This window comes from uncultured Parasphingorhabdus sp. (genome assembly GCF_963975735.1).
In the GTDB taxonomy this organism is placed as follows: Bacteria; Pseudomonadota; Alphaproteobacteria; order Sphingomonadales; family Sphingomonadaceae; genus Parasphingorhabdus.
Genome location: NZ_CAXBIA010000007.1, coordinates 50,562 through 73,931 on the forward strand (window position 1 = coordinate 50,562; position 23,370 = coordinate 73,931).

General features: G+C 54.1%; 32 protein-coding genes and 1 pseudogene. All 33 read left to right on the plus strand.

Annotated elements, in window-relative coordinates; all coding sequences use genetic code 11:
* Positions 1 to 108: 108 nt before the first annotated feature.
* The 33 genes and pseudogenes from AACZ86_RS09710 to rimK all read left to right on the plus strand — a co-directional run bounded on the left by AACZ86_RS09710 (position 109) and on the right by rimK (position 23,363).
* A complete protein-coding gene (locus AACZ86_RS09710; RefSeq protein WP_339691874.1) occupies positions 109 to 771 on the plus strand; it encodes a hemolysin III family protein in 663 nt (220 codons plus the stop codon).
* Positions 772 to 928: 157 nt separating this feature from the next.
* Positions 929 to 2,587, plus strand: a complete 1,659-nt coding sequence (locus AACZ86_RS09715; RefSeq protein ID WP_339691876.1) for a hypothetical protein — start codon at positions 929 to 931, stop codon at positions 2,585 to 2,587.
* Positions 2,588 to 2,778: 191 nt separating this feature from the next.
* The gene (rpsL, locus tag AACZ86_RS09720) at positions 2,779 to 3,150 is read left to right on the plus strand and encodes a 30S ribosomal protein S12 (protein ID WP_067198316.1); all 372 of its coding nucleotides are present in this window, start codon (positions 2,779 to 2,781) and stop codon (positions 3,148 to 3,150) included.
* A 22-nt stretch (positions 3,151 to 3,172) separates the two neighbouring features.
* Positions 3,173 to 3,643, plus strand: coding sequence for a 30S ribosomal protein S7 (gene rpsG, locus AACZ86_RS09725; RefSeq protein WP_335662699.1), 471 nt, complete (start codon positions 3,173 to 3,175; stop codon positions 3,641 to 3,643).
* Between the two features lie 199 nt (positions 3,644 to 3,842).
* Entirely contained in the window at positions 3,843 to 5,936 is a 2,094-nt protein-coding gene (gene fusA, locus AACZ86_RS09730; RefSeq protein ID WP_339691891.1) for an elongation factor G, read from the plus strand.
* 152 nt (positions 5,937 to 6,088) lie between these two features.
* Entirely contained in the window at positions 6,089 to 7,279 is a 1,191-nt protein-coding gene (tuf, locus tag AACZ86_RS09735; protein ID WP_339691893.1) for an elongation factor Tu, read from the plus strand.
* Between the two features lie 122 nt (positions 7,280 to 7,401).
* Positions 7,402 to 7,713, plus strand: coding sequence for a 30S ribosomal protein S10 (gene rpsJ / locus AACZ86_RS09740; protein ID WP_066744965.1), 312 nt, complete (start codon positions 7,402 to 7,404; stop codon positions 7,711 to 7,713).
* A gap of 195 nt (positions 7,714 to 7,908) precedes the next feature.
* Positions 7,909 to 8,760 (plus strand): 50S ribosomal protein L3, encoded by an 852-nt coding sequence (rplC, locus tag AACZ86_RS09745; RefSeq protein WP_339691901.1) that lies wholly within the window; start codon positions 7,909 to 7,911, stop codon positions 8,758 to 8,760.
* 3 nt (positions 8,761 to 8,763) lie between these two features.
* A complete protein-coding gene (gene rplD, locus AACZ86_RS09750) occupies positions 8,764 to 9,390 on the plus strand; it encodes a 50S ribosomal protein L4 (RefSeq protein ID WP_339691903.1) in 627 nt (208 codons plus the stop codon).
* Entirely contained in the window at positions 9,383 to 9,691 is a 309-nt protein-coding gene (locus AACZ86_RS09755; RefSeq protein WP_339691904.1) for a 50S ribosomal protein L23, read from the plus strand. Before rplD ends, AACZ86_RS09755 begins: the two co-directional genes overlap by 8 nt.
* Before the next feature lie 6 nt (positions 9,692 to 9,697).
* The gene (rplB, locus tag AACZ86_RS09760; RefSeq protein WP_339691906.1) at positions 9,698 to 10,534 is read left to right on the plus strand and encodes a 50S ribosomal protein L2; all 837 of its coding nucleotides are present in this window, start codon (positions 9,698 to 9,700) and stop codon (positions 10,532 to 10,534) included.
* A 2-nt stretch (positions 10,535 to 10,536) separates the two neighbouring features.
* On the plus strand, positions 10,537 to 10,812 hold the full coding sequence (rpsS, locus tag AACZ86_RS09765) for a 30S ribosomal protein S19 (protein WP_339691907.1): 276 nt from the start codon (positions 10,537 to 10,539) through the stop codon (positions 10,810 to 10,812).
* Positions 10,812 to 11,195 carry a 50S ribosomal protein L22 gene (gene rplV / locus AACZ86_RS09770; protein WP_339691908.1) on the plus strand — a complete coding sequence of 128 codons (384 nt, stop codon included), beginning with the start codon at positions 10,812 to 10,814 and terminating at the stop codon, positions 11,193 to 11,195. Before rpsS ends, rplV begins: the two co-directional genes overlap by 1 nt.
* 2 nt (positions 11,196 to 11,197) lie before the next feature.
* Positions 11,198 to 11,899 carry a 30S ribosomal protein S3 gene (gene rpsC, locus AACZ86_RS09775; protein WP_339691911.1) on the plus strand — a complete coding sequence of 234 codons (702 nt, stop codon included), beginning with the start codon at positions 11,198 to 11,200 and terminating at the stop codon, positions 11,897 to 11,899.
* A gap of 24 nt (positions 11,900 to 11,923) precedes the next feature.
* Positions 11,924 to 12,355, plus strand: a complete 432-nt coding sequence (rplP, locus tag AACZ86_RS09780) for a 50S ribosomal protein L16 (protein WP_067198333.1) — start codon at positions 11,924 to 11,926, stop codon at positions 12,353 to 12,355.
* A 5-nt stretch (positions 12,356 to 12,360) separates the two neighbouring features.
* Positions 12,361 to 12,579 carry a 50S ribosomal protein L29 gene (rpmC, locus tag AACZ86_RS09785; protein ID WP_339691913.1) on the plus strand — a complete coding sequence of 73 codons (219 nt, stop codon included), beginning with the start codon at positions 12,361 to 12,363 and terminating at the stop codon, positions 12,577 to 12,579.
* A gap of 9 nt (positions 12,580 to 12,588) precedes the next feature.
* A pseudogene (gene rpsQ, locus AACZ86_RS09790) lies at positions 12,589 to 12,819 on the plus strand (30S ribosomal protein S17); the annotation flags it as partial.
* 196 nt (positions 12,820 to 13,015) lie between these two features.
* The gene (gene rplN / locus AACZ86_RS09795) at positions 13,016 to 13,384 is read left to right on the plus strand and encodes a 50S ribosomal protein L14 (protein ID WP_339691916.1); all 369 of its coding nucleotides are present in this window, start codon (positions 13,016 to 13,018) and stop codon (positions 13,382 to 13,384) included.
* Positions 13,385 to 13,386: 2 nt separating this feature from the next.
* Positions 13,387 to 13,710 (plus strand): 50S ribosomal protein L24, encoded by a 324-nt coding sequence (rplX, locus tag AACZ86_RS09800; protein WP_339691917.1) that lies wholly within the window; start codon positions 13,387 to 13,389, stop codon positions 13,708 to 13,710.
* Positions 13,703 to 14,290: a 50S ribosomal protein L5 gene (gene rplE, locus AACZ86_RS09805; protein WP_339691920.1), complete on the plus strand. Its 588-nt coding sequence runs from the start codon at positions 13,703 to 13,705 to the stop codon at positions 14,288 to 14,290. The genes rplX and rplE overlap by 8 nt, the downstream gene beginning before the upstream one ends.
* A gap of 35 nt (positions 14,291 to 14,325) precedes the next feature.
* The gene (rpsN, locus tag AACZ86_RS09810) at positions 14,326 to 14,631 is read left to right on the plus strand and encodes a 30S ribosomal protein S14 (protein ID WP_176280104.1); all 306 of its coding nucleotides are present in this window, start codon (positions 14,326 to 14,328) and stop codon (positions 14,629 to 14,631) included.
* A gap of 12 nt (positions 14,632 to 14,643) precedes the next feature.
* The gene (gene rpsH, locus AACZ86_RS09815; protein WP_339691924.1) at positions 14,644 to 15,039 is read left to right on the plus strand and encodes a 30S ribosomal protein S8; all 396 of its coding nucleotides are present in this window, start codon (positions 14,644 to 14,646) and stop codon (positions 15,037 to 15,039) included.
* A gap of 2 nt (positions 15,040 to 15,041) precedes the next feature.
* Positions 15,042 to 15,575 (plus strand): 50S ribosomal protein L6, encoded by a 534-nt coding sequence (gene rplF, locus AACZ86_RS09820; protein ID WP_339691927.1) that lies wholly within the window; start codon positions 15,042 to 15,044, stop codon positions 15,573 to 15,575.
* A 3-nt stretch (positions 15,576 to 15,578) separates the two neighbouring features.
* The gene (gene rplR / locus AACZ86_RS09825; protein ID WP_339691930.1) at positions 15,579 to 15,932 is read left to right on the plus strand and encodes a 50S ribosomal protein L18; all 354 of its coding nucleotides are present in this window, start codon (positions 15,579 to 15,581) and stop codon (positions 15,930 to 15,932) included.
* Between the two features lies 1 nt (position 15,933).
* Positions 15,934 to 16,707, plus strand: a complete 774-nt coding sequence (gene rpsE / locus AACZ86_RS09830) for a 30S ribosomal protein S5 (protein WP_339691932.1) — start codon at positions 15,934 to 15,936, stop codon at positions 16,705 to 16,707.
* A gap of 6 nt (positions 16,708 to 16,713) precedes the next feature.
* A complete protein-coding gene (gene rpmD / locus AACZ86_RS09835; RefSeq protein ID WP_067198352.1) occupies positions 16,714 to 16,893 on the plus strand; it encodes a 50S ribosomal protein L30 in 180 nt (59 codons plus the stop codon).
* Between the two features lie 45 nt (positions 16,894 to 16,938).
* Positions 16,939 to 17,493, plus strand: a complete 555-nt coding sequence (gene rplO, locus AACZ86_RS09840; protein WP_339691936.1) for a 50S ribosomal protein L15 — start codon at positions 16,939 to 16,941, stop codon at positions 17,491 to 17,493.
* Positions 17,494 to 17,693: 200 nt separating this feature from the next.
* Positions 17,694 to 19,067, plus strand: a complete 1,374-nt coding sequence (secY, locus tag AACZ86_RS09845) for a preprotein translocase subunit SecY (RefSeq protein WP_339691939.1) — start codon at positions 17,694 to 17,696, stop codon at positions 19,065 to 19,067.
* A gap of 55 nt (positions 19,068 to 19,122) precedes the next feature.
* Positions 19,123 to 19,770, plus strand: coding sequence for an adenylate kinase (locus AACZ86_RS09850; protein ID WP_339691941.1), 648 nt, complete (start codon positions 19,123 to 19,125; stop codon positions 19,768 to 19,770).
* Positions 19,771 to 19,793: 23 nt separating this feature from the next.
* Positions 19,794 to 20,438: an SRPBCC family protein gene (locus AACZ86_RS09855; RefSeq protein WP_339691943.1), complete on the plus strand. Its 645-nt coding sequence runs from the start codon at positions 19,794 to 19,796 to the stop codon at positions 20,436 to 20,438.
* Positions 20,439 to 20,570: 132 nt separating this feature from the next.
* Positions 20,571 to 21,926 (plus strand): NADP-specific glutamate dehydrogenase, encoded by a 1,356-nt coding sequence (gene gdhA, locus AACZ86_RS09860; protein WP_339691945.1) that lies wholly within the window; start codon positions 20,571 to 20,573, stop codon positions 21,924 to 21,926.
* Positions 21,927 to 21,974: 48 nt separating this feature from the next.
* Positions 21,975 to 22,454, plus strand: a complete 480-nt coding sequence (locus tag AACZ86_RS09865; protein ID WP_339691947.1) for a RimK/LysX family protein — start codon at positions 21,975 to 21,977, stop codon at positions 22,452 to 22,454.
* A gap of 3 nt (positions 22,455 to 22,457) precedes the next feature.
* Positions 22,458 to 23,363 carry a 30S ribosomal protein S6--L-glutamate ligase gene (rimK, locus tag AACZ86_RS09870; protein WP_339691949.1) on the plus strand — a complete coding sequence of 302 codons (906 nt, stop codon included), beginning with the start codon at positions 22,458 to 22,460 and terminating at the stop codon, positions 23,361 to 23,363.
* The last annotated feature ends 7 nt before the right edge of the window (positions 23,364 to 23,370 follow it).

Consider the following 23,370-nt stretch of genomic DNA (forward strand, 5'->3'; position numbering starts at 1 on the left):
TTTTCGACGGTTTGGGAGGGAAGGCTTCGATCCCGCTGGCCGGTTGCAGCGGTTGGTTAGTGGGTGACTGTTGGCGATAAATATGCTGTCACGGCTATCCCGTCTCCAATGCCCCCTTCCAAAGATTGTGACCTGATGTACCCCACTCCCGATAAACAGGAACGCCGCGCCGATTTTATTGTCCACGGCATAGGATTGATGTTCATCCTGGCGGCCGGCCTGGCCTTGTTGTTACAGGCGGCTGCCGGCGACGGTCCGGCTGCGGTCGCGGCGGTCGGTACCTATGTGGTCTGCGTTGCATTTTCTCACGTCATTTCCATGTTCTACCATTTGTCGCCTTTTCATGACCGGCGGCTGATGCTGCGCCGGATCGATCATGCGGCGATCTATCTGACGATCGCTGGAACTTTTACCCCGATTTTTGTCCTCGCGGGTACGGAGTTCAGCCTCTTCCTGCTGACGACTGTCTGGGCGCTGGCCATTCCCGCGATATTGTACAAGATATTCGGCAAGAACCTGGATTCGCGCTGGTCGCTGGCTTCCTATCTCGGTCTGGGATGGATGGGCATTATCGGCGTGCCCGAGATGATGGAACAGTTACCGCCATTATCATTATGGGCGATGTTGGCGGGTGGCGTCTTTTATTCGCTCGGCACGATCTTCTATGCCCGCAAGGGGCGGCCCTTTCGCTATTCCATCTGGCATAGTTTTGTCATGATGGGCGGGGCGAGTTTCTTTGTGGCTATTTGGGTGGCTTTGGTGGCGGGATAAACGTGCTGTGGGCAATGAGTGTGCGGTTGTCGGTTAGTGGGTGACGGTTGGCAATAGAGAGCACTGTCACCGTAGATTGAACCGGGTGTAAAAACAGCGGCGAACATTGGCTACTTCGGACTTGATCTAGACTCTAGAGCGGCTTAGCTTGGGCTTGATGACTGATCCACAACACAGCCTGCTTTCTAAGGAACGCCTAGAATGGCTGAAAAAATGGGAAGAGGCAGACTATAGTTGGGATGGCCTCGCGTCTAAAAAGGCTCCGTGGAATTCTGGATCGGATAACTTGCAGGATTTTTGGAGGAAAGCAAATAACACTGCTGGGCTGCGGGCCGACGATGACATGGGTCAGGAGTTGGTCGATTTCGAAGGCAGAGGCGTTTATCATGTCGCTTACGTGCCAGATTATTGGTCAGATGGTACACCAGCGAAGGTGCATTGGGATGACGAGCAACGCCTATTAGCAGAACACACTTTGCTTAAGAAAATTGTAGCAGCCAACTCCCATTCAAGTGGTGCATATTTTCATGATGATAAAAGGGTTGAGTACGGCGGGCTGATATTTTCGGAACGTCACCAAGTCAAAGTGTTTGAGGGCAATGTCGGCAGTCTCGTACATTGTAATTTGCCGTCGGCATTAAGCATCGGCGTAGTGGCAAAAGCAGATTTTACTGAGTGCTTATTTGAAGAATTTGTCGGACAAGAAGGAATCGGTCCATCAGGTACCGTCGACCGGCTTTATTTTCATGAATGCACGTTCTTAGGTGAGGTTCGATTTTCGAACACTACAATTCAAAAATCCACTTTTTTAGGAGAGTCAATTTTCTGCAAAAAGCTGACATTTTGGCGTTGCAATTTTGAAGAGCTCGCAAATTTAGAGTTGATAGATTGTGGTAGCGATTTCTGCGCTTACAAATGCGCATTTGTTGGTGGCATATCTCTTAATTCCAGTAGGTTTTCCGATGGCTTCTCTATCAAGAACTGTCAAATTAGCGATAACGCCGATTTTGAAAATTTGTCTTTCGAAAATTGGATGTCGTTAAATTCTAGTGACATTTCTTGCAGATGTACGTTCGCAAGTTCAACATGGACATCGGCTGAGCCAGAATCTGCGTCGATGGAGGACACGACATTCTCAGACAGCCTAAATTTAGTGTGCAATACACCTCCGCCCATCCAACTGTTTGCCAATGCACGATTCAAAGAAGCTGTCATTATGAGCAACCACGATGAGAAAGATTGGGATGTTCAGTTTAAAGCTGAACTAAAAAACGCTGATGTGGCCTATAAAAATAAACAGTTTGTTAGAAATCCTTACGATAGCATTATTGGAGGGTGTCAGGTTTTGCAGACACTTGCTAGGATAGATGGTAATTCAAATAAAGAGTTTCTCTGGCACAGGTTTGAGTTGGTGAGCCGTCGAAACTCAATTCCCCGCTTTAATCCTGAGAAGATTTTTTCATACATTTATTCTGTTACAGCAGATTACGGATTGTCTATTCCACGGCCGTTTGCGTTCTTAGTGATAAGCGCGGTTGTTATGGGTCTTCTGTTCGCCTTCATTGCAAACAATGGAGCGGTCAGTGCATCTGCTGATTGGGACAATATTTGGCAAGGCATCAGTTTTTCGTTTAGCCGTACGTTTCCGATCGGAGTTTTCGGACCTGATCAGGAATGGGTCGAGCGATTGTTAGGGAATGGCAGCAGCTTTAGCTCGATAGTTATTCGTTCAGTAGCTACGCTTCAAACTTTCGGTTCGGTGGTACTTATTTATCTTGGCGTAATGTCTGTTAGGCGAAAGTTCAAGATTGGTTGATATCTTAAGTCCAAACCGTCGCCCAACCCTTGACCCCCGCCCGAATCCCGTCTAAGGGCCGCGCTTCCGCTTCTTCGGGCTCCGCTCGACGCCGCAGAAAACTTACATAGGCAAAACACTTGCCGCTATTTTGAGCGGTGAGAGTAACCCCTGCATTTTGCAGGACAATTCTACTATAAGGTGAAGACTTTATGCCAACGATCAACCAGCTCGTCCGTAAAGGGCGGGTGCCCCAGAAGACGAAGTCCAAGGTGCCAGCCATGGAAGCCAACCCACAGAAACGTGGCGTTTGTACCCGTGTCTACACAACGACTCCAAAGAAACCAAACTCCGCTCTGCGTAAGGTTGCCAAGGTTCGCCTGACCAACCAGCGCGAGGTCATCAGCTACATTCCGGGTGAAGGTCATAACCTTCAGGAACATAGTGTTGTCCTGATCCGCGGCGGCCGTGTTCGCGATCTTCCCGGTGTGCGTTATCACGTCCTGCGCGGCGTTCTCGATACCCAGGGTGTCAAGGACCGTAAGCAGAGCCGTTCGAAATATGGCGCCAAGCGTCCTAAATAATTCAGTTTCGGAGTTATAAGATATGTCACGTCGTCGTCGTCCCGAAAAGCGGGTCATTTTACCCGATCCAAAATTCAAGGATCTGATCCTTTCGAAATTCATGAACAACCTGATGATGGATGGTAAGAAATCCACCGCAGAGCGCATCGTATATGGTGCCTTTGACAGCGTTGAAGCCAAAGCGAAGAAAGATCCTTTGCAATTGTTTCATGATGCTCTGAACAATATCAAGCCGGGCATTGAAGTTCGCAGCCGCCGTGTTGGTGGTGCGACCTATCAGGTTCCCGTCGAAGTGCGTCCCGAACGTGCGCAGGCTCTGGCCATCCGCTGGATGATCTCTGCCGCTCGCGGCCGCAGCGAAACCACAATGGCCGCACGCCTGTCGGGTGAAATCCTCGACGCGTCGAACAACCGTGGCAACGCAGTGAAAAAACGGGAAGATGCACACAAAATGGCTGAAGCCAACCGTGCATTTGCCCACTACCGCTGGTAGTAAGAAATTTAGACCGTTCGTCCCGGGCCTGTTGAAGGGCATGTCTCGCCCGAGAATCCATTCTCGATCGAGGCGCTTTGACCGGCCCGGTACGGACGGACTTTATATCAAGATTTCGATTTAATCGGGGCTGGCATTGTTCAGCCCATTTCACTATAGGGCGGCCTGATTTGGTTCCCCACATACTGGAGTACAGACTATGGCACGCAGCCATCCGCTCGAACGATATCGCAATATCGGCATTATGGCCCATATTGACGCTGGTAAGACAACAACGACCGAACGTATTCTTTTCTATACGGGCAAGTCCTATAAAATCGGCGAAGTGCATGATGGCGCGGCGACGATGGACTGGATGGAGCAAGAGCAGGAACGTGGTATTACCATTACCTCTGCTGCGACCACCTGTTTCTGGCAGGCCGAAGACCGCAAGGGGCCTGAGCACCGGATCAACATCATCGATACGCCAGGCCACGTCGACTTCACGATTGAAGTTGAACGCTCCCTGCGTGTGCTCGATGGCGCGGTAGCCTGTTTCGACGGTGTTGCCGGCGTTGAGCCACAGTCCGAAACCGTATGGCGTCAGGCTGACAAATATAAAGTGCCGCGGATGTGCTTCATCAACAAGCTCGACCGCACCGGCGCCAACTTCAAATTCTGTGTCGATTCGATCGTGGAACGCCTCGGCGCGACGCCTGCTGTTCTGTATCTGCCAATCGGTATGGAAGCGGATCTGGTCGGTCTCGTCGATCTGGTGAACGAACGCTCGATCACCTGGAAGAACGAAGATCTCGGTGCTGAATATACTTATGGCGAAATTCCTGCGGATATGGTCGACGAAGCGGCTGAATATCGCGAGAAGCTGATCGAGCTTGCTGTCGACCAGGATGATGACATCATGGAAGCCTATCTCGAAGGCAATCTGCCCGACGCTGCGACGCTCAAGGCGCTGATCCGCAAGGGTACGCTGAACCAGAGCTTCGTGCCTGTGCTTTGCGGCTCCGCGTTCAAGAACAAGGGCGTTCAGCCTTTGCTCGACGCGATTGTCGATTATATGCCGAGCCCGCTCGACGTTCCTGCCATCAAGGGCGTGAAGCTCGACGGCGAAACCGAAGATACGCGCCCATCGTCCGATGAAGCGCCATTCTCCGCGCTTGCCTTCAAGGTCATGAACGATCCGTTCGTGGGTACGCTGACCTTCTGCCGTATCTATTCCGGCAAGCTGGAAAAAGGCACGTTGCTGAACTCGGTCAAGGACAAGAAAGAAAAAGTCGGCCGTATCCTCGAAATGCACTCCAATGACCGTAAGGACATTGACGAGGCATTTGCAGGCGACATCGTTGCTTTGGCGGGTATGAAAACAACCACCACCGGCGATACGCTTTGTGATGCTGACAAGCCGATCATTCTCGAACGCATGGAATTCCCAGAGCCGGTTATCGAGCTTTCGGTGGAACCAAAGACCAAGGCCGACCAGGAAAAGATGGGCGTTGCCCTCAACCGCCTGGCTGCCGAAGATCCAAGCTTCCGTGTTTCGACCGATCACGAATCGGGCCAGACGATCATCAAGGGCATGGGCGAGCTTCACCTCGACATTCTCGTCGATCGCATGAAGCGCGAATTCAAGGTCGAAGCCAATGTCGGTGCGCCGCAGGTGGCCTATCGCGAATCCCTCGGCAAGGCTGTCGACATTGACTACACGCATAAAAAGCAGTCCGGCGGTTCCGGTCAGTTCGCGCGTATCAAGTTCGAAGTCACTCCGGGCGAGCGTGGATCGGGCATTACCTTCAGCGATGAAGTCAAGGGCGGTAATATTCCGAAAGAATATATCCCGTCAGTTGAAAAAGGCATGCGCGAAACGGCTGAAACCGGTTCTTTGATCGGCTTCCCGATCATCGATTTCGACATCCGTGTCTATGACGGTGCCTATCATGACGTCGATAGTTCGGCGCTGGCATTTGAAATTGCCGGTCGTGCAGCAATGCGCGAAGCGGCTCAGAAATCCGGCATCAAATTGCTTGAACCGATCATGAAAGTTGAAGTGATCACTCCGGAAGACTATCTTGGTGATGTGATCGGCGATCTTAACTCTCGCCGTGGTCAAATCCAGGGTACGGATACACGCGGTATCGCCCAGGCTGTGGACGCCATGGTGCCGCTTGCCAACATGTTCGGTTATGTGAACGAGCTGCGTTCTTTCAGTCAGGGACGTGCGCAATATTCGATGCAATTCTCTCACTATGAGGAAGTGCCGAGCAACGTGGCAGAAGAGATCAAGGAGAAAATGGCTTAACCGCCACTCCTTTTCGAGGTAATGCGCTTTCCTTTTGTGCAGGCCCGACGGGAAATCCCCCGGACCGGCAAAAGGGTGTTGACAGAATTAGAGAGTCTCGCCAAAGCGCGGCGCAGACTATCAAGATGATAGAAAATCAGAGGTAAAATAAAATGGCTAAAGAGAAGTTTGAGCGGAACAAGCCGCACTGCAACATCGGAACCATCGGTCATGTTGACCATGGTAAAACGACGTTGACCGCGGCGATCACCAAAGTGCTTGCTGAATCAACCGGCGGTGTTGCCGTTGACTTCGCAAATATCGACAAGGCGCCTGAAGAGCGTGAGCGCGGCATCACCATTTCAACGGCTCACGTTGAATATGAAACCGAAGCTCGCCACTATGCGCACGTCGATTGCCCAGGCCACGCTGACTATGTGAAGAACATGATCACCGGTGCTGCTCAGATGGATGGTGCTATTCTTGTGGTTAACGCTGCTGACGGCCCGATGCCACAGACCCGTGAGCACATCCTGCTCGCTCGTCAGGTTGGTGTTCCTGCGCTTGTTGTTTTCATGAACAAGGTTGATCAGGTCGACGACGAAGAGTTGCTCGAACTGGTTGAAATGGAAATCCGCGAGCTTCTGTCTTATTATGACTTTGATGGCGACGCTATTCCAATCGTATCCGGTTCTGCCCTGGCTGCGCTCGAAGGCCGCGACGACGAAATCGGCAAGAACAAGATTCTTGAACTGATGAAAGCTGTCGACGAAGCCATTCCACAGCCAGAACGTCCAGTTGACCAGCCGTTCCTGATGCCAATCGAAGACGTGTTCTCGATCTCGGGTCGCGGTACGGTTGTTACCGGTCGTGTTGAAACCGGCATCGTGAATGTTGGTGACGAATGCGAAATCGTCGGTATCAAGGATACCACGAAGACCACCGTTACCGGCGTTGAAATGTTCCGCAAGCTGCTCGACTCCGGTCAGGCTGGCGACAACATCGGTGCCTTGATCCGTGGCGTTGACCGTGAATCGGTTGAACGTGGCCAGGTTCTTTGCAAGCCCGGCTCGATTACGCCGCACACAGAATTCTCGGCTGAAGTTTACGTGCTGTCGAAAGACGAAGGTGGTCGTCATACGCCATTCTTCGCCAACTATCGTCCACAGTTCTACTTCCGTACGACTGACGTAACCGGCGAAGTGATCCTTCCTGAGGGCACCGAGATGGTTATGCCGGGTGATAACGTTACAATCGGTGTTAAACTGATTGCTCCAATCGCTATGGATCCAGGTCTTCGCTTCGCTATTCGCGAAGGCGGACGTACTGTTGGATCAGGGGTTGTCAGCAGCGTAACAAAGTAATATAGGAACGCCTCGCTGCCCGGATCGGTGATTCGGGCAGCCAGTTTTTTCGCCGCTCCGGCCTTTTTCGCTAGAAAATCGGGGCGGTTTATTTTTGGCTCTTTGACATTGGTAACAGGTACATGGAAACGCAGAATATCCGCATTCGCTTGAAGGCATTCGACCATCGAGTTCTTGATCAAGCAACCGGCGATATCGCTGATACAGCTCGCCGCACCGGCGCTCTAATCCGTGGCCCGATACCTTTGCCAACGCACATAGAAAAATTCACCGTAAACCGCGGACCGCACGTGGACAAAAAGTCCCGCGAGCAGTTCGAGGTACGGACCTATAAAAGGTTGCTCGATATCGTGCAGCCAACGCCGCAGACGGTTGATGCTTTGATGAAGCTCGACCTTGCTGCCGGTGTAAATGTCGAGATCAAACTGGCCTGAGCCAATTGATTAGCGATGCCCGCCCAGGCGGGGATCCAGACGAACGACAGGATACCGCCGGTTTCAACCGGGCAGCGTCCTCCGTCTCGTTCCGAAATTTTCGGAACAATACAGCCCGGACGGGGTGACGCATGACAATTTGGGCTGGCAAGCCGGACGAAATGGTTCGTTCGGCCTCTGTGAAGGAGATTGATCGTGCGTACAGGCGTGATCGCGAAGAAAATGGGGATGACCCGCTTGTTTCAGGAAGATGGTCGGCATGTGCCGGTTACCGTTCTTTCCTTGGAAGAATGTCAGGTTGTTGGAGCCCGCAATCAAGAACGTGATGGCTATTTTGCTGTCCAGCTTGGTGCAGGTGCCCGTAAAGCGAAAAATGTTAATAAGCCGCAGCGTGAAGCTTTTGCCAAGGCAGAAGTTGAGCCAAAAGCGCGTGTTGCCGAATTCCGGGTCGATAGCGAAGATGCTTTGCTCCCCATCGGTGCTACCGTAACTGCAGACCATTTCATTGCCGGCCAGATGGTCGATATCCAGGGTGTTACCCAGGGTAAAGGCTTCGCCGGTGCAATGAAGCGCTGGGGTTTCGGCGGTATGCGCGCAACTCACGGTGTTTCCATCTCTCACCGTGCCCACGGTTCTACTGGTCAAAACCAGGATCCGGGCAAGGTGTTCAAGGGCAAGAAGATGGCCGGTCACATGGGTTCGAAAAATCGTACCCAGCAAAATCTGGAAATCGTCCGTACAGACGCCGCTCGCGGTTTGATCTTTGTACGCGGCAGCGTTCCCGGTTCCAAGGGCGGCTGGCTTCTCGTTAAAGATGCAGTGAAAGTCGCTCTTCCTGAAGGCGTTCCATTCCCGGGTGCCATGCGCCGCAACGCGGATGAAACGAAAACGGAAGACGCTCCGGCTGGCATGATCGAAGCGGATGCAGCGATCGAAGTTCCAGTTGGTCCAACCGACGCAGAAGTAGCGGCAGCAGCCGACGCTCCCGCAGAAAAACCGGCAGCAGAGAAATCTGATGCTGCAGATGATGCAGGGAAGGAGGGCTAAGCCATGAAATTGAAAGTGATAACCCTCGACGCAAAGGCCAAAGGCGACATCGAATTGAACGATGACGTATTCGGTATCGAAGCGCGCGCAGACATTCTTCACCGTGTTGTTAACTGGCAGCGTGAAAAGGCTCGCGGAACGGCCCGTCCGACCCGCGAACGTTCAGACGTTGCCCGCACCGGCAAGAAATTCGGCAATCAAAAGGGCGGCGGTACAGCTCGTCATGGCGATCGTCGTGCTCCGATCTTCATCGGTGGTGGTAAAGCCCACGGTGCCCGCAAGCGTGACTTCAATCCTTCGCTGAACAAGAAAGTTCGTGCTTTGGGTCTGAAAATGGCGCTGAGCGACAAGGTCAAAAATGAAAACCTGATCGTGCTTGAAAATATTGATCTGAAGGAAGCCAAAACACAGGCGCTTCTGGCCAATATCGCGAAGCTCGGTTTTGGCAAGTCAGCACTGGTCATGGACGGTGATGTTGTGAACGAGGCTTTTTCGAAAGCGTCCAACAATATTCCACGTCTCAACGTGATGTCAGCTGCCGGCGCCAATGTTTATGACATTTTGAACCATGAAACCCTGGTGCTGACGCGCGCAGCGGTAGAAAAGCTGGAGGCGCGCTTCAATGGCTAAAAAAGAAGCTGTCGATATCCGTCATTATGACGTGATTGTCGGCCCGCACATCACCGAAAAATCAACCTTGCTCAGCGAACATAACGCTGTGGTGTTCAAAGTTGCCAAGACTGCAACCAAGCCACAGATCAAGGCAGCCATCGAGGCGTTGTTTGATGTCAAAGTCAAAAACGTCAATACGCTGGTGCAAAAGGGCAAGACCAAAAAGTGGAAGGGTCGTCCCTACACTCGCAATGACATCAAGAAGGCTGTTGTCACCTTGGCCGAAGGCCAGACCATTGACATCACCACGGGAGTTTAAGGGCACATGGCATTAAAATCCTATAAACCGACAAGCCCCGCCCGGCGTGGTCTTATCCTGGTCGACAAGAGCGGCCTCTGGAAAGGCAAGCCTGTCAAAAAGCTTGTCGAAGGCAAGAACAAGACCGGTGGCCGGAACAACAAGGGCCATGTTACATCGCGCGGCATCGCCGGCGGCCATAAGCAGCGCTATCGTCTGATCGATTTCAAGCGTCGCAAATGGGATATGGCTGCTACGGTCGAGCGGATCGAATATGATCCCAACCGCACAGCCTTTATCGCGCTGCTGAAATATGAAGACGGCGAACTGGCCTATATCATTGCACCGCAGCGTCTCGACGTTGGCGACAGCGTGGTTGCCGGTCAAAAGACCGACGTTAAGCCTGGCAATGCGATGCTTTTGTCGCAAATGCCGGTCGGTACGATCATCCACAATGTTGAAATGAAGCCAGGCAAGGGCGGCCAGATCGCTCGTTCAGCCGGTGCTTATGTCCAGATTGTTGGTCGTGACCGCGGCATGGTTATCGTTCGCCTCAAGAGCGGCGAGCAACGCTATCTTCGCTCCGATTGCATGGCGACTGTTGGTGCGGTTTCAAACCCGGACAATTCGAACCAGAATTTCGGCAAGGCAGGCCGTACCCGTTGGAAAGGACGTCGTCCTCTTACCCGCGGTGTTGCGAAAAACCCAGTCGATCACCCGCATGGTGGTGGTGAAGGCCGGACTTCCGGTGGCCGTCATCCGGTTACCCCATGGGGCAAGCCAACCAAGGGTGCTCGTACCCGTAGCAATAAATCGACTGACAAGATGATCATCCGGTCGCGTCACGCGAAGAAGAAGAGGTAAGCATGGCTCGTTCCATCAAAAAAGGTCCATTTGTTGACCTCCACCTGCTGAAAAAAGCGCAAACCGCGCAGGAAAACAGTGTTCGTACACCGATCAAGACCTGGTCGCGCCGTTCCACTGTATTGCCTGACTTTGTTGGCCTGACTTTCAGCGTTTATAACGGCATGAAATTCATCCCGGTTTCGGTGAACGAAGACATGGTCGGCCACAAGCTTGGTGAATTCGCTCCGACCCGTAACTATTACGGTCATGGCGCTGACAAAAAAGGCAAGAAATAATGGGTAAGGCATCATCACCCCGCCGCGTTGGCGATAATGAAGCTTTGGCTGTCGGCAATTCCATTCGTGGTTCTGCCCAGAAGCTGAACTTGGTTGCTCAGTTGATCCGCGGTCACAAGGCCGGCGACGCGCTGAACATATTGTCCTTTTCGAAAAAGGCGATGGCCAAGGACATCAGCAAGGTTCTGGCTTCTGCCATCGCCAATGCCGAGAATAATCACAATCTGGATGTTGACGCTTTGATCGTTCACGAAGCAAGCGTCGGCAAGTCAATCACGATGAAACGCTGGAAAGCGCGTGCTCGTGGTCGTTCAGCCAAGATTATCAAGCCATTTAGCCGCGTTCGCATCGTCGTGCGCGAGCATGAAGAGGAAGAGGCGTAACCATGGGTCAAAAGAGTAATCCTATCGGGCTTCGCCTGCAGATCAACCGGACCTGGGACTCTCGCTGGTATGCGGAAGGTTCCAATTACGGCGATCTCTTGATGGAAGACATCAAGATGCGCAAATATATCTTCAAGGAACTGCCACAGGCAGCGATTTCGAAGGTTGTGATCGAGCGTCCGGCCAAGAACTGCCGGATCTCCATCTACGCGGCCCGTCCTGGTGTGATCATCGGTAAAAAAGGCGCGGATATCGAGAAACTACGTCGCAAATTGAGCGACATGTCCTCGAGCGACGTTTCTTTGAACATCGTCGAAATCCGCAAGCCGGAAGTTGACGCGAAACTGGTAGCACAGGGCATTGGCGATCAGCTGATCCGCCGCGTTGCTTTCCGTCGTGCGATGAAGCGCGCCGTGCAATCTGCGCTGCGTCTCGGTGCCGAAGGTATTAAAATTGTTTGTGGTGGCCGTTTGGGCGGCGCGGAAATCGCGCGCGTTGAATGGTACCGTGAAGGCCGCGTGCCGCTTCATACGCTGCGCGCCAATATCGATTATGCCGAATATGAAGCGCTGACCGCTTATGGTATTATCGGTATCAAGGTCTGGATTTTCAAAGGCGAGATATTGGGTCACGACCCGATGGCTCAGGATCGGTTGAATGTGGAAGCGCAAACTTCCGGCGTCCGTCCGCAGCACCAACGTTGATTTTTGAGGAATAGGTAGAGCATCATGCTGCAACCCAAGAAACATAAGTTCCGCAAGGCTTTCAAAGGCCGGATTAAAGGAAAAGCGCCAGGTGGCTCTAGCCTGAATTTCGGTAGCTATGGCCTCAAAGCCATGGAGCCTGACCGGATTACCGCGCGCCAGATCGAAGCGGCTCGCCGTGCGATCACGCGTCACATCAAACGTCAGGGACGTTTGTGGATCCGGATATTCCCGGATGTGCCAGTATCCAAGAAACCTGCCGAAGTTCGTCAGGGTAAGGGTAAGGGCTCGGTAGAATATTGGGCCGCTCGGGTTAAACCAGGCCGCATTTTGTTCGAACTGGACGGTGTTCCTGGACCGATTGCAGCGATCGCTTTCGAGCGGGCAGCTATGAAGCTCCCGATCAAGACAAAGGTTGTGGCCCGCCTCGGCGATACGTCACATCTGGAAGGTTAAGGTAGATGAGCATTAAGACAGAAGATTTGCGGACCAAAACCGACGATCAACTCGGGACGGAACTGGGCGAACTGAAGCGCGAGGCATTTAACCTGCGTTTCCAGGCTGCGACCAACCAGCTCGAAAAACCAAGCCGGACGCGGGAAGTGCGTCGCACGATCGCCCGGATCAAAACTTTGCAGGCCGAGCGTGCGAACGCGGCGACCACAGAAGCTAAGGCGTAAGGAACCGATATGCCAAAACGTATTCTCACCGGCACGGTTGTGTCAGACAAGGGCGACAAGACTGTTGTCGTCAATGTCGAACGCAAGGTGAAGCACCCGCTTTACGGAAAAATCATCCGGCGCTCGAAGAAATATCACGCGCATGATGAAAATAACGAGATCAGCATGGGCGAAACCGTGCGCATCGAAGAAACGCGGCCGATTTCCAAGTTGAAGACCTGGAAAGTTCTGGAGCGGGTCGGTGCAGCAGCCGGTGTCGCAACGCCGACGGTCAGCGAGATTACGGCAAGTGATCCGAAAGACGAAAAGGTCAAGGCGCCGGTCAAGCCAGCAGCTGAACCAGCGGCCGAGTAATTTTAGAATATCCCGGATTTGTCCGGGATGACGAAGTAGGAAACGCCCGGTTCGCCGGGTTTATGAAGAAGGAATTGGATCCATGATCCAGATGCAATCGAACCTGGAGGTCGCTGACAATAGCGGAGCCAAACGCGTGCAGTGCATCAAGGTGCTGGGCGGCTCGAAGCGTCGCTTTGCCGGCGTTGGCGACATCATTGTTGTGTCGATCAAGGAAGCTGCGCCACGCGGCAAGGTCAAGAAGGGCGACGTTCACCGCGCTGTGATCGTTCGTACCAAGAAGGACATTCGTCGCTCGGATGGATCGGTTATCCGGTTCGACAGCAATGCAGCGGTTCTGGTGAACAACAACCAGGAGCCAATTGGCACCCGTATTTTTGGCCCCGTGGTTCGTGAACTGCGTGCGAAAAAGCATATGAAAATCATCAGCCTTGCGCCGGAGGTACTTTAATCATGGCCAACGCAAAAATCAAAAAAGGCGACACCGTTGTTGTTCTGTCCGGCAAGGACAAGGGCAAGTCTGGTGAAGTCAGCAAAGTAATGCCGAAAGATGGCAAGTGCATCGTTTCGGGCATCAACATTGCTATCCGCCACCGCAAACCGACCCAGGCAAACCCGCAGGGTGGCCTGGAACGACGTGAAGCGGCAATGCACATCAGCAAGGTGGCCCTGGCTGACCCGAAAGACGGCAAGCCGACGCGGGTCCGATTTGAAAAGACAGAAGACGGAAAGATGCAGCGTATCGCTGTAAAGTCCGGGGAGAAGGTCGATGGCTGATAAAAAATATATCCCGCGCATGCGCACGAAATATGACGAGGAAATCGTCAAAGCGATGCAGGAGAAGTTTAACTATTCCAACCACATGGAAGTGCCTCGTATCTCGATGGTCACGATCAACATGGGTGTGGGCGAAGGCAGTCAGGACAAGAAAAAAGTCGCGACTGCTGCCAATGAAATGGAATTGATTGCCGGTCAGAAGGCCGTCATCACCAAGGCGAAAAACTCGATCGCGACGTTCAAGTTGCGTGAAGGCATGCCGATCGGTTGCAAAGTGAATTTGCGCCGGGAACGTATGTACGAGTTTATCGATCGTCTGGTGACTGTCGCAATGCCTCGTATCCGGGATTTCAGGGGTCTGAATCCGAAAAGCTTTGACGGTCGTGGCAACTTCGCCATGGGTCTGAAAGAGCAGATCATTTTCCCTGAAATTGCCTATGACAACATCGACGTTGTCCGCGGCATGGATGTGATTGTAACGACAACCGCAAAAACTGACGACGAGGCGCGTGCGCTTCTGGCATTATTTGGTTTCCCGTTCCCTAAAGAGGAACAATCGGAAGAAAAAGAAGCCGCATGAGCGCTTCATTATACGGAAGGACGAGAACTTAAGTCATGGCGAAACTGAGTTCCATTAACAGAAACGAAAAACGCAAGCGGATGGTGAAGAAATACGCCGGCCGTTATGCGAAACTGAAGGCTATGGCAGCAGACCAGTCTCTCGACGAGACCGAACGTCTGATGGCGCGCCTCAAAATGGCGGAAATTCCGCGCAATGCGAATCCAACACGCGTGCGCAACCGCTGTGAAACCACAGGAAGACCACGCGGTTATTATCGCAAGTTCCGCCTGTGCCGCATCGAGCTGAGAGACATGGCCAATAAAGGCCTGATTCCCGGCGTAACGAAATCAAGCTGGTAAGGGAGAGATAATATGGCTTTTACCGATCCCTTGGGTGACATGCTCACCCGTATCCGTAACGGACAACAGGCACGCAAAGACAGCGTCGTAACACCTGCGTCCAAATTGCGCGGTGCCGTCCTCGAAGTGTTGCAGCGCGAAGGTTATATTCGCGGCTACAGCGAAGAAGAGGTCAACAAGCACCCCGGTTTGCGGATCGAACTGAAATATTTTGAAGGCGAGCCGGCTATCCGCCACGTGGCCCGCGTTTCAAAGCCTGGTCGTCGTGTCTACAGCGGATCTGAAGATCTGCCACGGGTGCGTAACGGTCTGGGCATAACAATCGTATCGACGCCAAAAGGTGTTTTGTCTGACGCGGAAGCGCGCCAGGCGAAAGTCGGCGGCGAAGTACTGGCTGAGGTATTCTAATCATGTCCCGTATCGGCAAAAAATCAGTAACTATTCCGGACGGCGTCACTGCCGTGATGGAAGATGGCCTGGTCAAGGTCAAAGGGCCAAAGGGCGAGCTTTCGACCCCTATGTCTGATGACCTGACTTATGAACTGGGCGACGGTGGTTTGCTGGTGAAGCCAGCGAACAAATCGAAGACCGCACGCGCGTTCTGGGGAATGCAGCGTACATTGGTTCAGAATTTGGTCGACGGCGTTACCAGCGGCTTTACCAAGGTGCTGGAAATCAACGGCGTTGGTTATCGTGCAGCGGCTCAGGGGAAAAACCTGAACCTGCAGCTCGGTTACAGTCATGATGTCAACTTCGCGATCCCTGACGGTATCGAGATCAAGACACCTGACCAGACCACGATCGAAATCACCGGCATGGACAAGCAACAGGTTGGCCAGGTCGCTGCCGAAATCCGGCGCTGGCGCAAGCCCGAGCCGTATAAAGGCAAGGGTATTAAATATCGCGGCGAATATATTTTCCGCAAAGAAGGGAAGAAGAAATAAGCCATGGCGAATATTTCTCAGTTCAAACGGCGCCAGCAACGCGTACGCAGCAAATTGCGGAAGCGCGGGCTCTCAAAGCCTCGTTTGTCCGTCCATCGTACGAGCCGGCATATCTATGCCCAGGTTATCGACGATGCCGAGGGCAAAACGCTGGCTTCCGCTTCGACCATCGACAAAGCGTCATCTGTCAAAACCGGTGCGGATAGCAAAGCTGCAGCCGATGTCGGCAAGCGCGTTGCCGAAGCAGCCAAGAAGGCAGGCGTTAAAGAAGTAATTTTTGACCGTGGCGGGTTCCTGTTTCACGGACGTGTGAAGGCCCTGGCCGACGCAGCACGTGAAGGCGGATTGGAGTTTTAATATGGCTGATGACAAAACAACACCAGAAGGCGCGGCACAGCCGGGCACCACTGGCGAAGGCAATCAGCCGGAAGCTGCTGTAGCGGCTGAAGCGAAAACCGGTGGCGCTCCCGATCGTCCAGCACGCGGTGGAAACCGTGGCGGCGGCGGTGGCAACCGTGATAACCGTGGCGGCGGTCGCGACAATCGTGGCGGCGGACGCAACAATAATCGTGGTGGTCGTGGCAACAATGACGGCGGCGAAGAGCTGGTCGAGAAACTGGTCCACATCAACCGCGTTTCCAAGACTGTCAAAGGCGGTAAGCGCTTCGGTTTTGCTGCACTGGTTGTGGTTGGCGACGGCAAGGGCCGGGCTGGCTTCGGTAAGGGCAAGGCACGCGAAGTGCCGGAAGCCATTACCAAGGCAACCGCTGCTGCGAAAAAGAATATGGTTCGTGTACCCCTTCGTGAAGGCCGGACCCTGCACCATGATGGCACTGGCCAGTTTGGCGCGGGCAACGTGACCGTCCGTTCGGCACCAGCCGGTACCGGTATTATTGCCGGTGGTCCAATGCGTGCTGTTTTCGAAAGTCTCGGCGTTTCCGACGTTGTGACCAAGTCAAACGGTACGGCCAATCCTTATAACATGATCCGCGCAACTTTTGCCGCACTGGCAGATCAGTCGAGCCCGAAATCCGTGTCACAGCGACGCGGCAAGAAAGTGACCGACCTGCTTGCACGTGCTGGCGGTTCGGCTGCTGAAGTGGCAGCAGATGCCGCGGCAGTTACGGAGTAAACTTTGATGGCCAAAATTAAAATCAAGCAGATCGGATCTCCGATCCGTCGTCCGGAATCCCAGCGCAAGACGCTGATCGGTCTCGGTCTCAACAAGATGCACCGTGTTTCCGAACTGGAAGATACCGCTGAAGTCCGCGGTATGATCGGCAAAGTACATCATCTGGTGGAAGTTCTCGAAGGGTAACACCCGAGACTTCCGTGCGCATAAAAGCGAAAGCGAGTACAAGACATGAAATTAAACGAACTTAGAGACAATGACGGCGCACGCAAATCACGCATGCGCGTCGGTCGGGGCATCGGCTCGGGCAAAGGTAAAACCGCTGGACGTGGCCAAAAAGGTCAGAAATCCCGTTCCGGTGTAGCTATCAAGGGCTTCGAAGGCGGCCAGATGCCACTCCACATGCGTCTTCCAAAGCGTGGTTTCAACAACCCGTTCGGAACCGACTATGCGGAAGTCAACCTGGGCATGATCCAGAAGTTCATCGACAGCAAAAGCCTCGACGGCAAAGGCACGATCGATCACGCAACATTGAAAGCTGCTGGTCTGGCCCGTGGCGGCAAAGACGGCGTTCGTCTGCTTGCCAAAGGCGAGTTGAAAGCGAAAATCACGATCACCGTTGCAGGCGCTTCGAAAGCTGCTGTTGCTGCGGTTGAAAAGGCCGGCGGCAAAGTCGAAATTCTTCCAGCGGGTGGCGAACGCCGTCCCAAAGGCGAGAAAAAAGCTGTTGCTTCCAAGCCTGCTCGCGAGAAAAAAGCCGCGAACCGCGCGAAAAAGAAAGATTGATCTTCGAGAGGCGCTGATTTCAGCGCCTCTTTTTCTGGCCCCTTGTTTTTGATGGATTAACATCCGATATGGGGCGGGTTGCATAGTTGCAAAGGCAGCTATTCATCTCCGGAGATTGCACCAATACGCAATAGTTGGAGATGGGCCTCTGCCTAAGCAGAGGCGCGTTGCAAACTAACTTTGGGGCAGGGAAGTCAAGCATGGCATCAAGAGCCGATCAGGTCGCAGCCAATCTAAGTCTATCGAAATTCGGTCAGGCTACCGAATTGCGGAAACGCATCTGGTTTACGCTCGGAGCGCTGGTCATTTTCCGGATGCTCAGCTTCGTTCCGCTCCCCGGTGTTGATCCGGTCGTTCTGGCTGATCTCTATGACCAGACCCGTGGCGGCGTTCTCGATATCTTCAATACATTCTCGGGCGGTTCGCTAGAGCGGATGAGCCTGATCGCGCTGGGCGTTATGCCCTATATTACCGCTTCGATCGTAGTCCAGTTGGCGGCAGCTTTGTCACCAACGCTGGCAGCGATCAAAAAAGACGGCGAAGCGGGGCGCAAGAAACTCAATCAATATACCCGCTACGGTACGGTCGGTCTAACCGCCGTGCAGGGTTATTTCATTGCGGTTGGCCTCGAAAGCTTTGCTTCCCAGTCGGGTCTGCAGGCGGTCGTCGAGCCCGGCTATATGTTCCGCGTTGGCGCGGTTATCAGTCTCGTCGGCGGTACGTTGTTCCTGATGTGGCTGGGTGAACAGATCACCAGCCGCGGTATCGGTAACGGTATTTCGCTGATCATCATGGCCGGCATTGTCGCCCAGATGCCTACTTTCGTCGGCAACCTCATGGAAGGCAGCCGCACCGGCTCGATCAACGCACTGACGATTGTAGGTCTGATCGTGATGGTGGTAGGACTGGTATTGTTCATCAGTTTCATGGAGCGCGCGCAGCGACGGGTGCTGATCCAATATCCGAAGCGTGCCACCCAGCATGGCGTGATGCAGGCCGACCGCAGCCATTTGCCGCTGAAGGTCAATACGGCAGGCGTCATCCCGCCGATTTTCGCTTCTTCGCTGTTGCTGATGCCGCTGACGGTAAGCCAGTTTGCCGGCAATGCGACCGCGGGCGAAACATGGTTCGGCGATTTTGTCATCACGCTCAACCAGTATCTGGCGCATGGCCAGCCGCTCTATATGGCGCTCTATGCGTCGGGCATTATCTTCTTCTGTTTCTTCTACACTGCGGTTGTCTTCAACCCCGAAGAGACGGCTGAAAATCTCAAGAAAAACGGTGGCTTTGTTCCAGGCATTCGTCCGGGCAAGAATACCGCAGACTATCTCGATTATGTGCTTACCCGGATCACCGTGGTCGGCGCCGCCTATCTGGCGCTGGTCTGCGTCTTGCCGGAATATGTCATGGCGCAAACCAATCTTCCGATTTTCTTCCTGGGCGGCACCAGCCTGCTGATCGTCGTCAATGTGACGGTCGACACGGTGACCCAGATTCAGAGCCATTTGCTGGCGCTGCAATATGGCGATCTGCTCAAGAAAGCGAAACTCAAGGGTGGTCGGCGTAGACGCTAAGGCCGGAAGGCGTTAGGTCCGGATCAGAATCATTACACGACAACAGGGGCAATTCATGGATATCATCTTGTTGGGACCACCGGGTGCCGGAAAAGGCACGCAGGCCAGCCGTCTTGAAGACGAGCATGGCATGGTCCAGCTATCCACTGGCGACATGCTTCGGGCGGCGGTGAAAGCCGGCACCGAGGTTGGCTTGAAGGCCAAGGCCCTGATGGACGCCGGCGAACTGGTCCCAGATGAAGTGGTGTCCGGTATTATTGGCGACAAGCTCGACGAGCTTGGCCCCGACAAGGGCGTTATTTTTGACGGCTATCCGCGGACAGCCGCGCAAGCCGAGTCGCTGGACGAGATTCTGGCGGCGAGAAATCGCAGCCTTTCCTATGTTATCGAGCTTGCTGTCGACGAAGACGCGCTGGTCGAGCGCATTGTTGGCCGCTTCACCTGCGGAAATTGCGGCGAAGGCTATCACGACACATTCAAGAAACCTGTCAAGGAAGGCGTTTGCGATGTGTGCGGCAAAAGCGAATTCAAGCGTCGTCCCGATGACAATGAAGAAACCGTGCGCACCCGCATGAAGGAATATCGCGCCAAGACCGCGCCCATTCTCCCGATCTACGAAGCGCGCGGTATCGTGCGCAAGGTGAACGGCATGGGAAGCATGGCGGAAGTCAACGACGCGATCGAGGCGGTTCTGTCGCTCTGAGATAACGCACTGGAGACATGGTCATGATGAAGCTGGCATTTCACGCAATTTCGGGAATGGCAGCGCTTTGCAGCGTGACATCCGCGCAGGCAGAAGTGACCAACACCGCCGCGAATGGTTTCACCGTACAGCATCAAACCGAGATAGCCGGAAATAGCGACGCGGTCTGGAAAGCCCTGATTGCGCCTTCGCGTTACTGGAACGGTGATCATAGCTGGACCGGCAATGCGGAAAATTTCTATCTCGTCCCGCAGGCTGGCGGTTGCTTTTGCGAGCTGATCCGGACCACGTCCGACGACAATATCAAATCATCGGATGGCAGCGTCCAGCATATGCGTGTGATTTACGCGCATAATGGCAAGATGCTCCGTATGTCCGGTGCGCTGGGTCCGTTGCAGGGCGAAGCTGTGACCGGCACGCTGACCGTGCAGCTGCAACCGCAGGGCGACGCTACCGTAGTCCGGTTCACCTATAAAGTGGGTGGTTACATGGAATTCCCGGTGGATCAGATCGCTCCTGCCGTGGACGGTGTGATCGGCGAGCAACTCGCGCGTCTGTCCGCCTTGTTCAGTGACCCTGACGCGGCTGATGCCGGTTTGCAGGATGGCGCCGACGAGCAAATCGACGAGAGCGCCAGCGCAGTTGATGAAGGTGACGATCCGAGCTGATTCCGGCTCGATCTCAACACTTTACGTCGGTGGTTTAATAGTACTATGATGGTTTCATACTTGTGGTCGGCTTGAGGAGGCTGGCGGCGAATAACGGGTCGTGCAGACATTCAATATTTGAGGGGTAAGACGATGGCCGTTTCCGATCATGTAGATTTTCCGACATTCATGGAAGGCGTCAAGAAGCGCAATCCGGGACAACCTGAATTTGTTCAGGCGGTTCACGAAGTCGCGATGGATATTTTCGATTTCATCGAAGACAAGGAAGCGTATCACAGCGCGCAGATATTGCGCCGCATGGCGGAGCCCGACCGGGTGATATCCTTCCGGGTTTGCTGGGAAGACGATAATCACAATGTCCGCGTCCAGCGCGGCTATCGCATCCAGAATAACAATGCGATCGGCCCGTATAAGGGTGGCATCCGTTTCCACCCGAGCGTTACCGAAAGTGTGCTGAAATTCCTGGCGTTCGAGCAGACGTTCAAAAACTCGCTGACCGGACTGCCGATGGGCGGCGGCAAGGGCGGGGCGAATTTCAACCCTAAGGGCAAGTCGGACGCCGAAGTCATGCGCTTCTGCCAGTCGTTCATGACCGAACTTTATCGTCACATCGGCCCGGACACGGATGTTCCCGCCGGTGATATCGGCGTGGGCGGACGCGAGATCGGCTATATGTTTGGCCAGTACAAGCGGATCACCAACCGCTGGGAAGGCGTGCTGACCGGCAAGGGCATCGAATATGGCGGGTCGCAGATGCGCCCCGAGGCGACCGGCTACGGCGCGGTCTATTTCATGGAAAATATGCTCAAGCATCGCAACGACGCGATCGCTGGCAAGACTGCCGTTATCTCGGGATCCGGCAATGTCGCTACCCATGCAGCAGAGCAGATCACCAAGCAGGGCGGCAAGGTTCTGACCCTCTCGGACAGCGGCGGCTTCATCCACGATCCCGATGGTATTGACCAGGAGAAGATTGACTGGGTCAAACATCATAAAACCCACACGCGTGGCCGGATCAGCGAATATGCCGACCATTTCACCGGCGCTTCCTATCATGAAGGCGCTCGTCCCTGGAGCGTGCCATGTGATCTGGCCTTGCCTTGCGCGACGCAGAATGAGCTTAATGAAGAGGAAGCCAGGGAACTGGTCGCCAACGGCGTTATCGCTGTGTCGGAAGGCGCGAATATGCCGACCACGCTGGAAGGCGTCCACGTTTTCCATGATGCCAAGATCATGTACGGCCCCGGCAAGGCGGCCAATGCCGGCGGTGTTGCTGTCTCCGGTCTGGAAATGAGCCAGAATGCAGAGCGGATCAGCTGGAACCATGAGCGGCTCGGCGAAATGCTCACCGAACTGATGAAAGGCATCCACGGCAAATGTGTCGAATATGGCGATCAGGGCGATGGCTATGTCGACTATGTGAAGGGCGCCAATATCGCAGGCTTCAAAAAAGTCGCCGACGCCATGCTTGCATATGGTGTCACCTGATACATAATTTTCTTGCGCAAAAAAGCGCCATCGGCCAGATCATGGTCGATGGCGCAGACAATAACTCCAAAGGCAAAGCGGCTTCGTACCAAGCTTAAAGAACCTTGCGAAATAGGCTGGTGCGAACTTATCGATTTGCCTGGATTTGGCGTAAAAAACCTCCACGCCAAGGTCGACACCGGGGCAGCGACGTCCTCGCTCCACGCCACCCGGATCAAGCCGTTTGATAAAGATGGCCAGCCCTATGTGAAATTTACGATCCCGATGGGATCCGGTGTCCCGGACTATCATTGTGAAGCGCTGGTCTATGGACAGCGTAGAATAAAGAGTAGCAATGGTGTCATGCAAACCCGTTATGTGGTAGAGACAGTCATGAAGCTCGGGCCACTGGAGTGGGTCGGGCATATGACACTTGCCAACAGGCAATCAATGATATTTCCGGTCCTGATAGGACGCCGGGCGCTGAAGCGGGGCTTTCTCGTTAACAGCGCCAGGCGCTGGATGCTGGGCCGGCACGAAGAAAGATAATTTATGAAAATCGCTATGCTCGCACGTAATCCCAGACTTTATTCACACAAACGCCTGGTCGAAGCGGCTGAAGAACGCGGGCATGAAATGAGGGTTCTCAACACATTACGCTGTACGATGAACATCACCTCGCATCGCCCGAGCATATTATATAACGGTGAAACGCTGACCGGCTTCGATGCGGTCATTCCGCGTATCGGCGCATCGATCACCCATTATGGCCTAGCCGTGCTGCGCCAGTTCGAAATGATGGGCGTATGGCCGCTGAACGAAAGCGTCGCCGTCGGCCGTTCGCGCGACAAGCTGCGCTCGATGCAGATATTCGCCAAACATGGCCTGGGCCTGCCGGTCACGGCTTTCGCGCATGATCCGAAGCAGACCGACGAGGTGCTCAAGATTGTCGGCGGCGCGCCGGCGGTTATCAAGCTGCTCGAAGGAACCCAGGGCATTGGTGTGGTGCTGGGTGAAACCAACAACAGCGCCAAGTCGGTGATCGAGGCTTTCCGCGGCCTCAACGTCAATATTCTCGTGCAGGAATTCATCAAGGAGGCCGGCTCGAGCGACATCCGGATTTTCGTTGTCGGCGGCAAGGTCGTGGCCGCGATGATGCGGACCGGCGCGGAAGGTGACTTCCGGTCCAATCTGCACCGTGGTGGCTCTGCCAAAATGGTCAAGATCACGCCGGAAGAGCGCTCGACCGCTATCCGCGCGGCAAAGGTCATGGGCCTGAACGTGGCTGGCGTCGACATATTGCGCGCCAATCACGGTCCGGTGATCATGGAAGTGAACAGCTCTCCGGGTCTCGAAGGAATCGAAGCGGCCACCGGCAAGGATGTCGCCGGCCAGATCATCGAATTTATCGAGGCAAAGGCGAAAGCCGGCAACACCAAGACCAAGGGCAAGGGGTAGCTCGCGG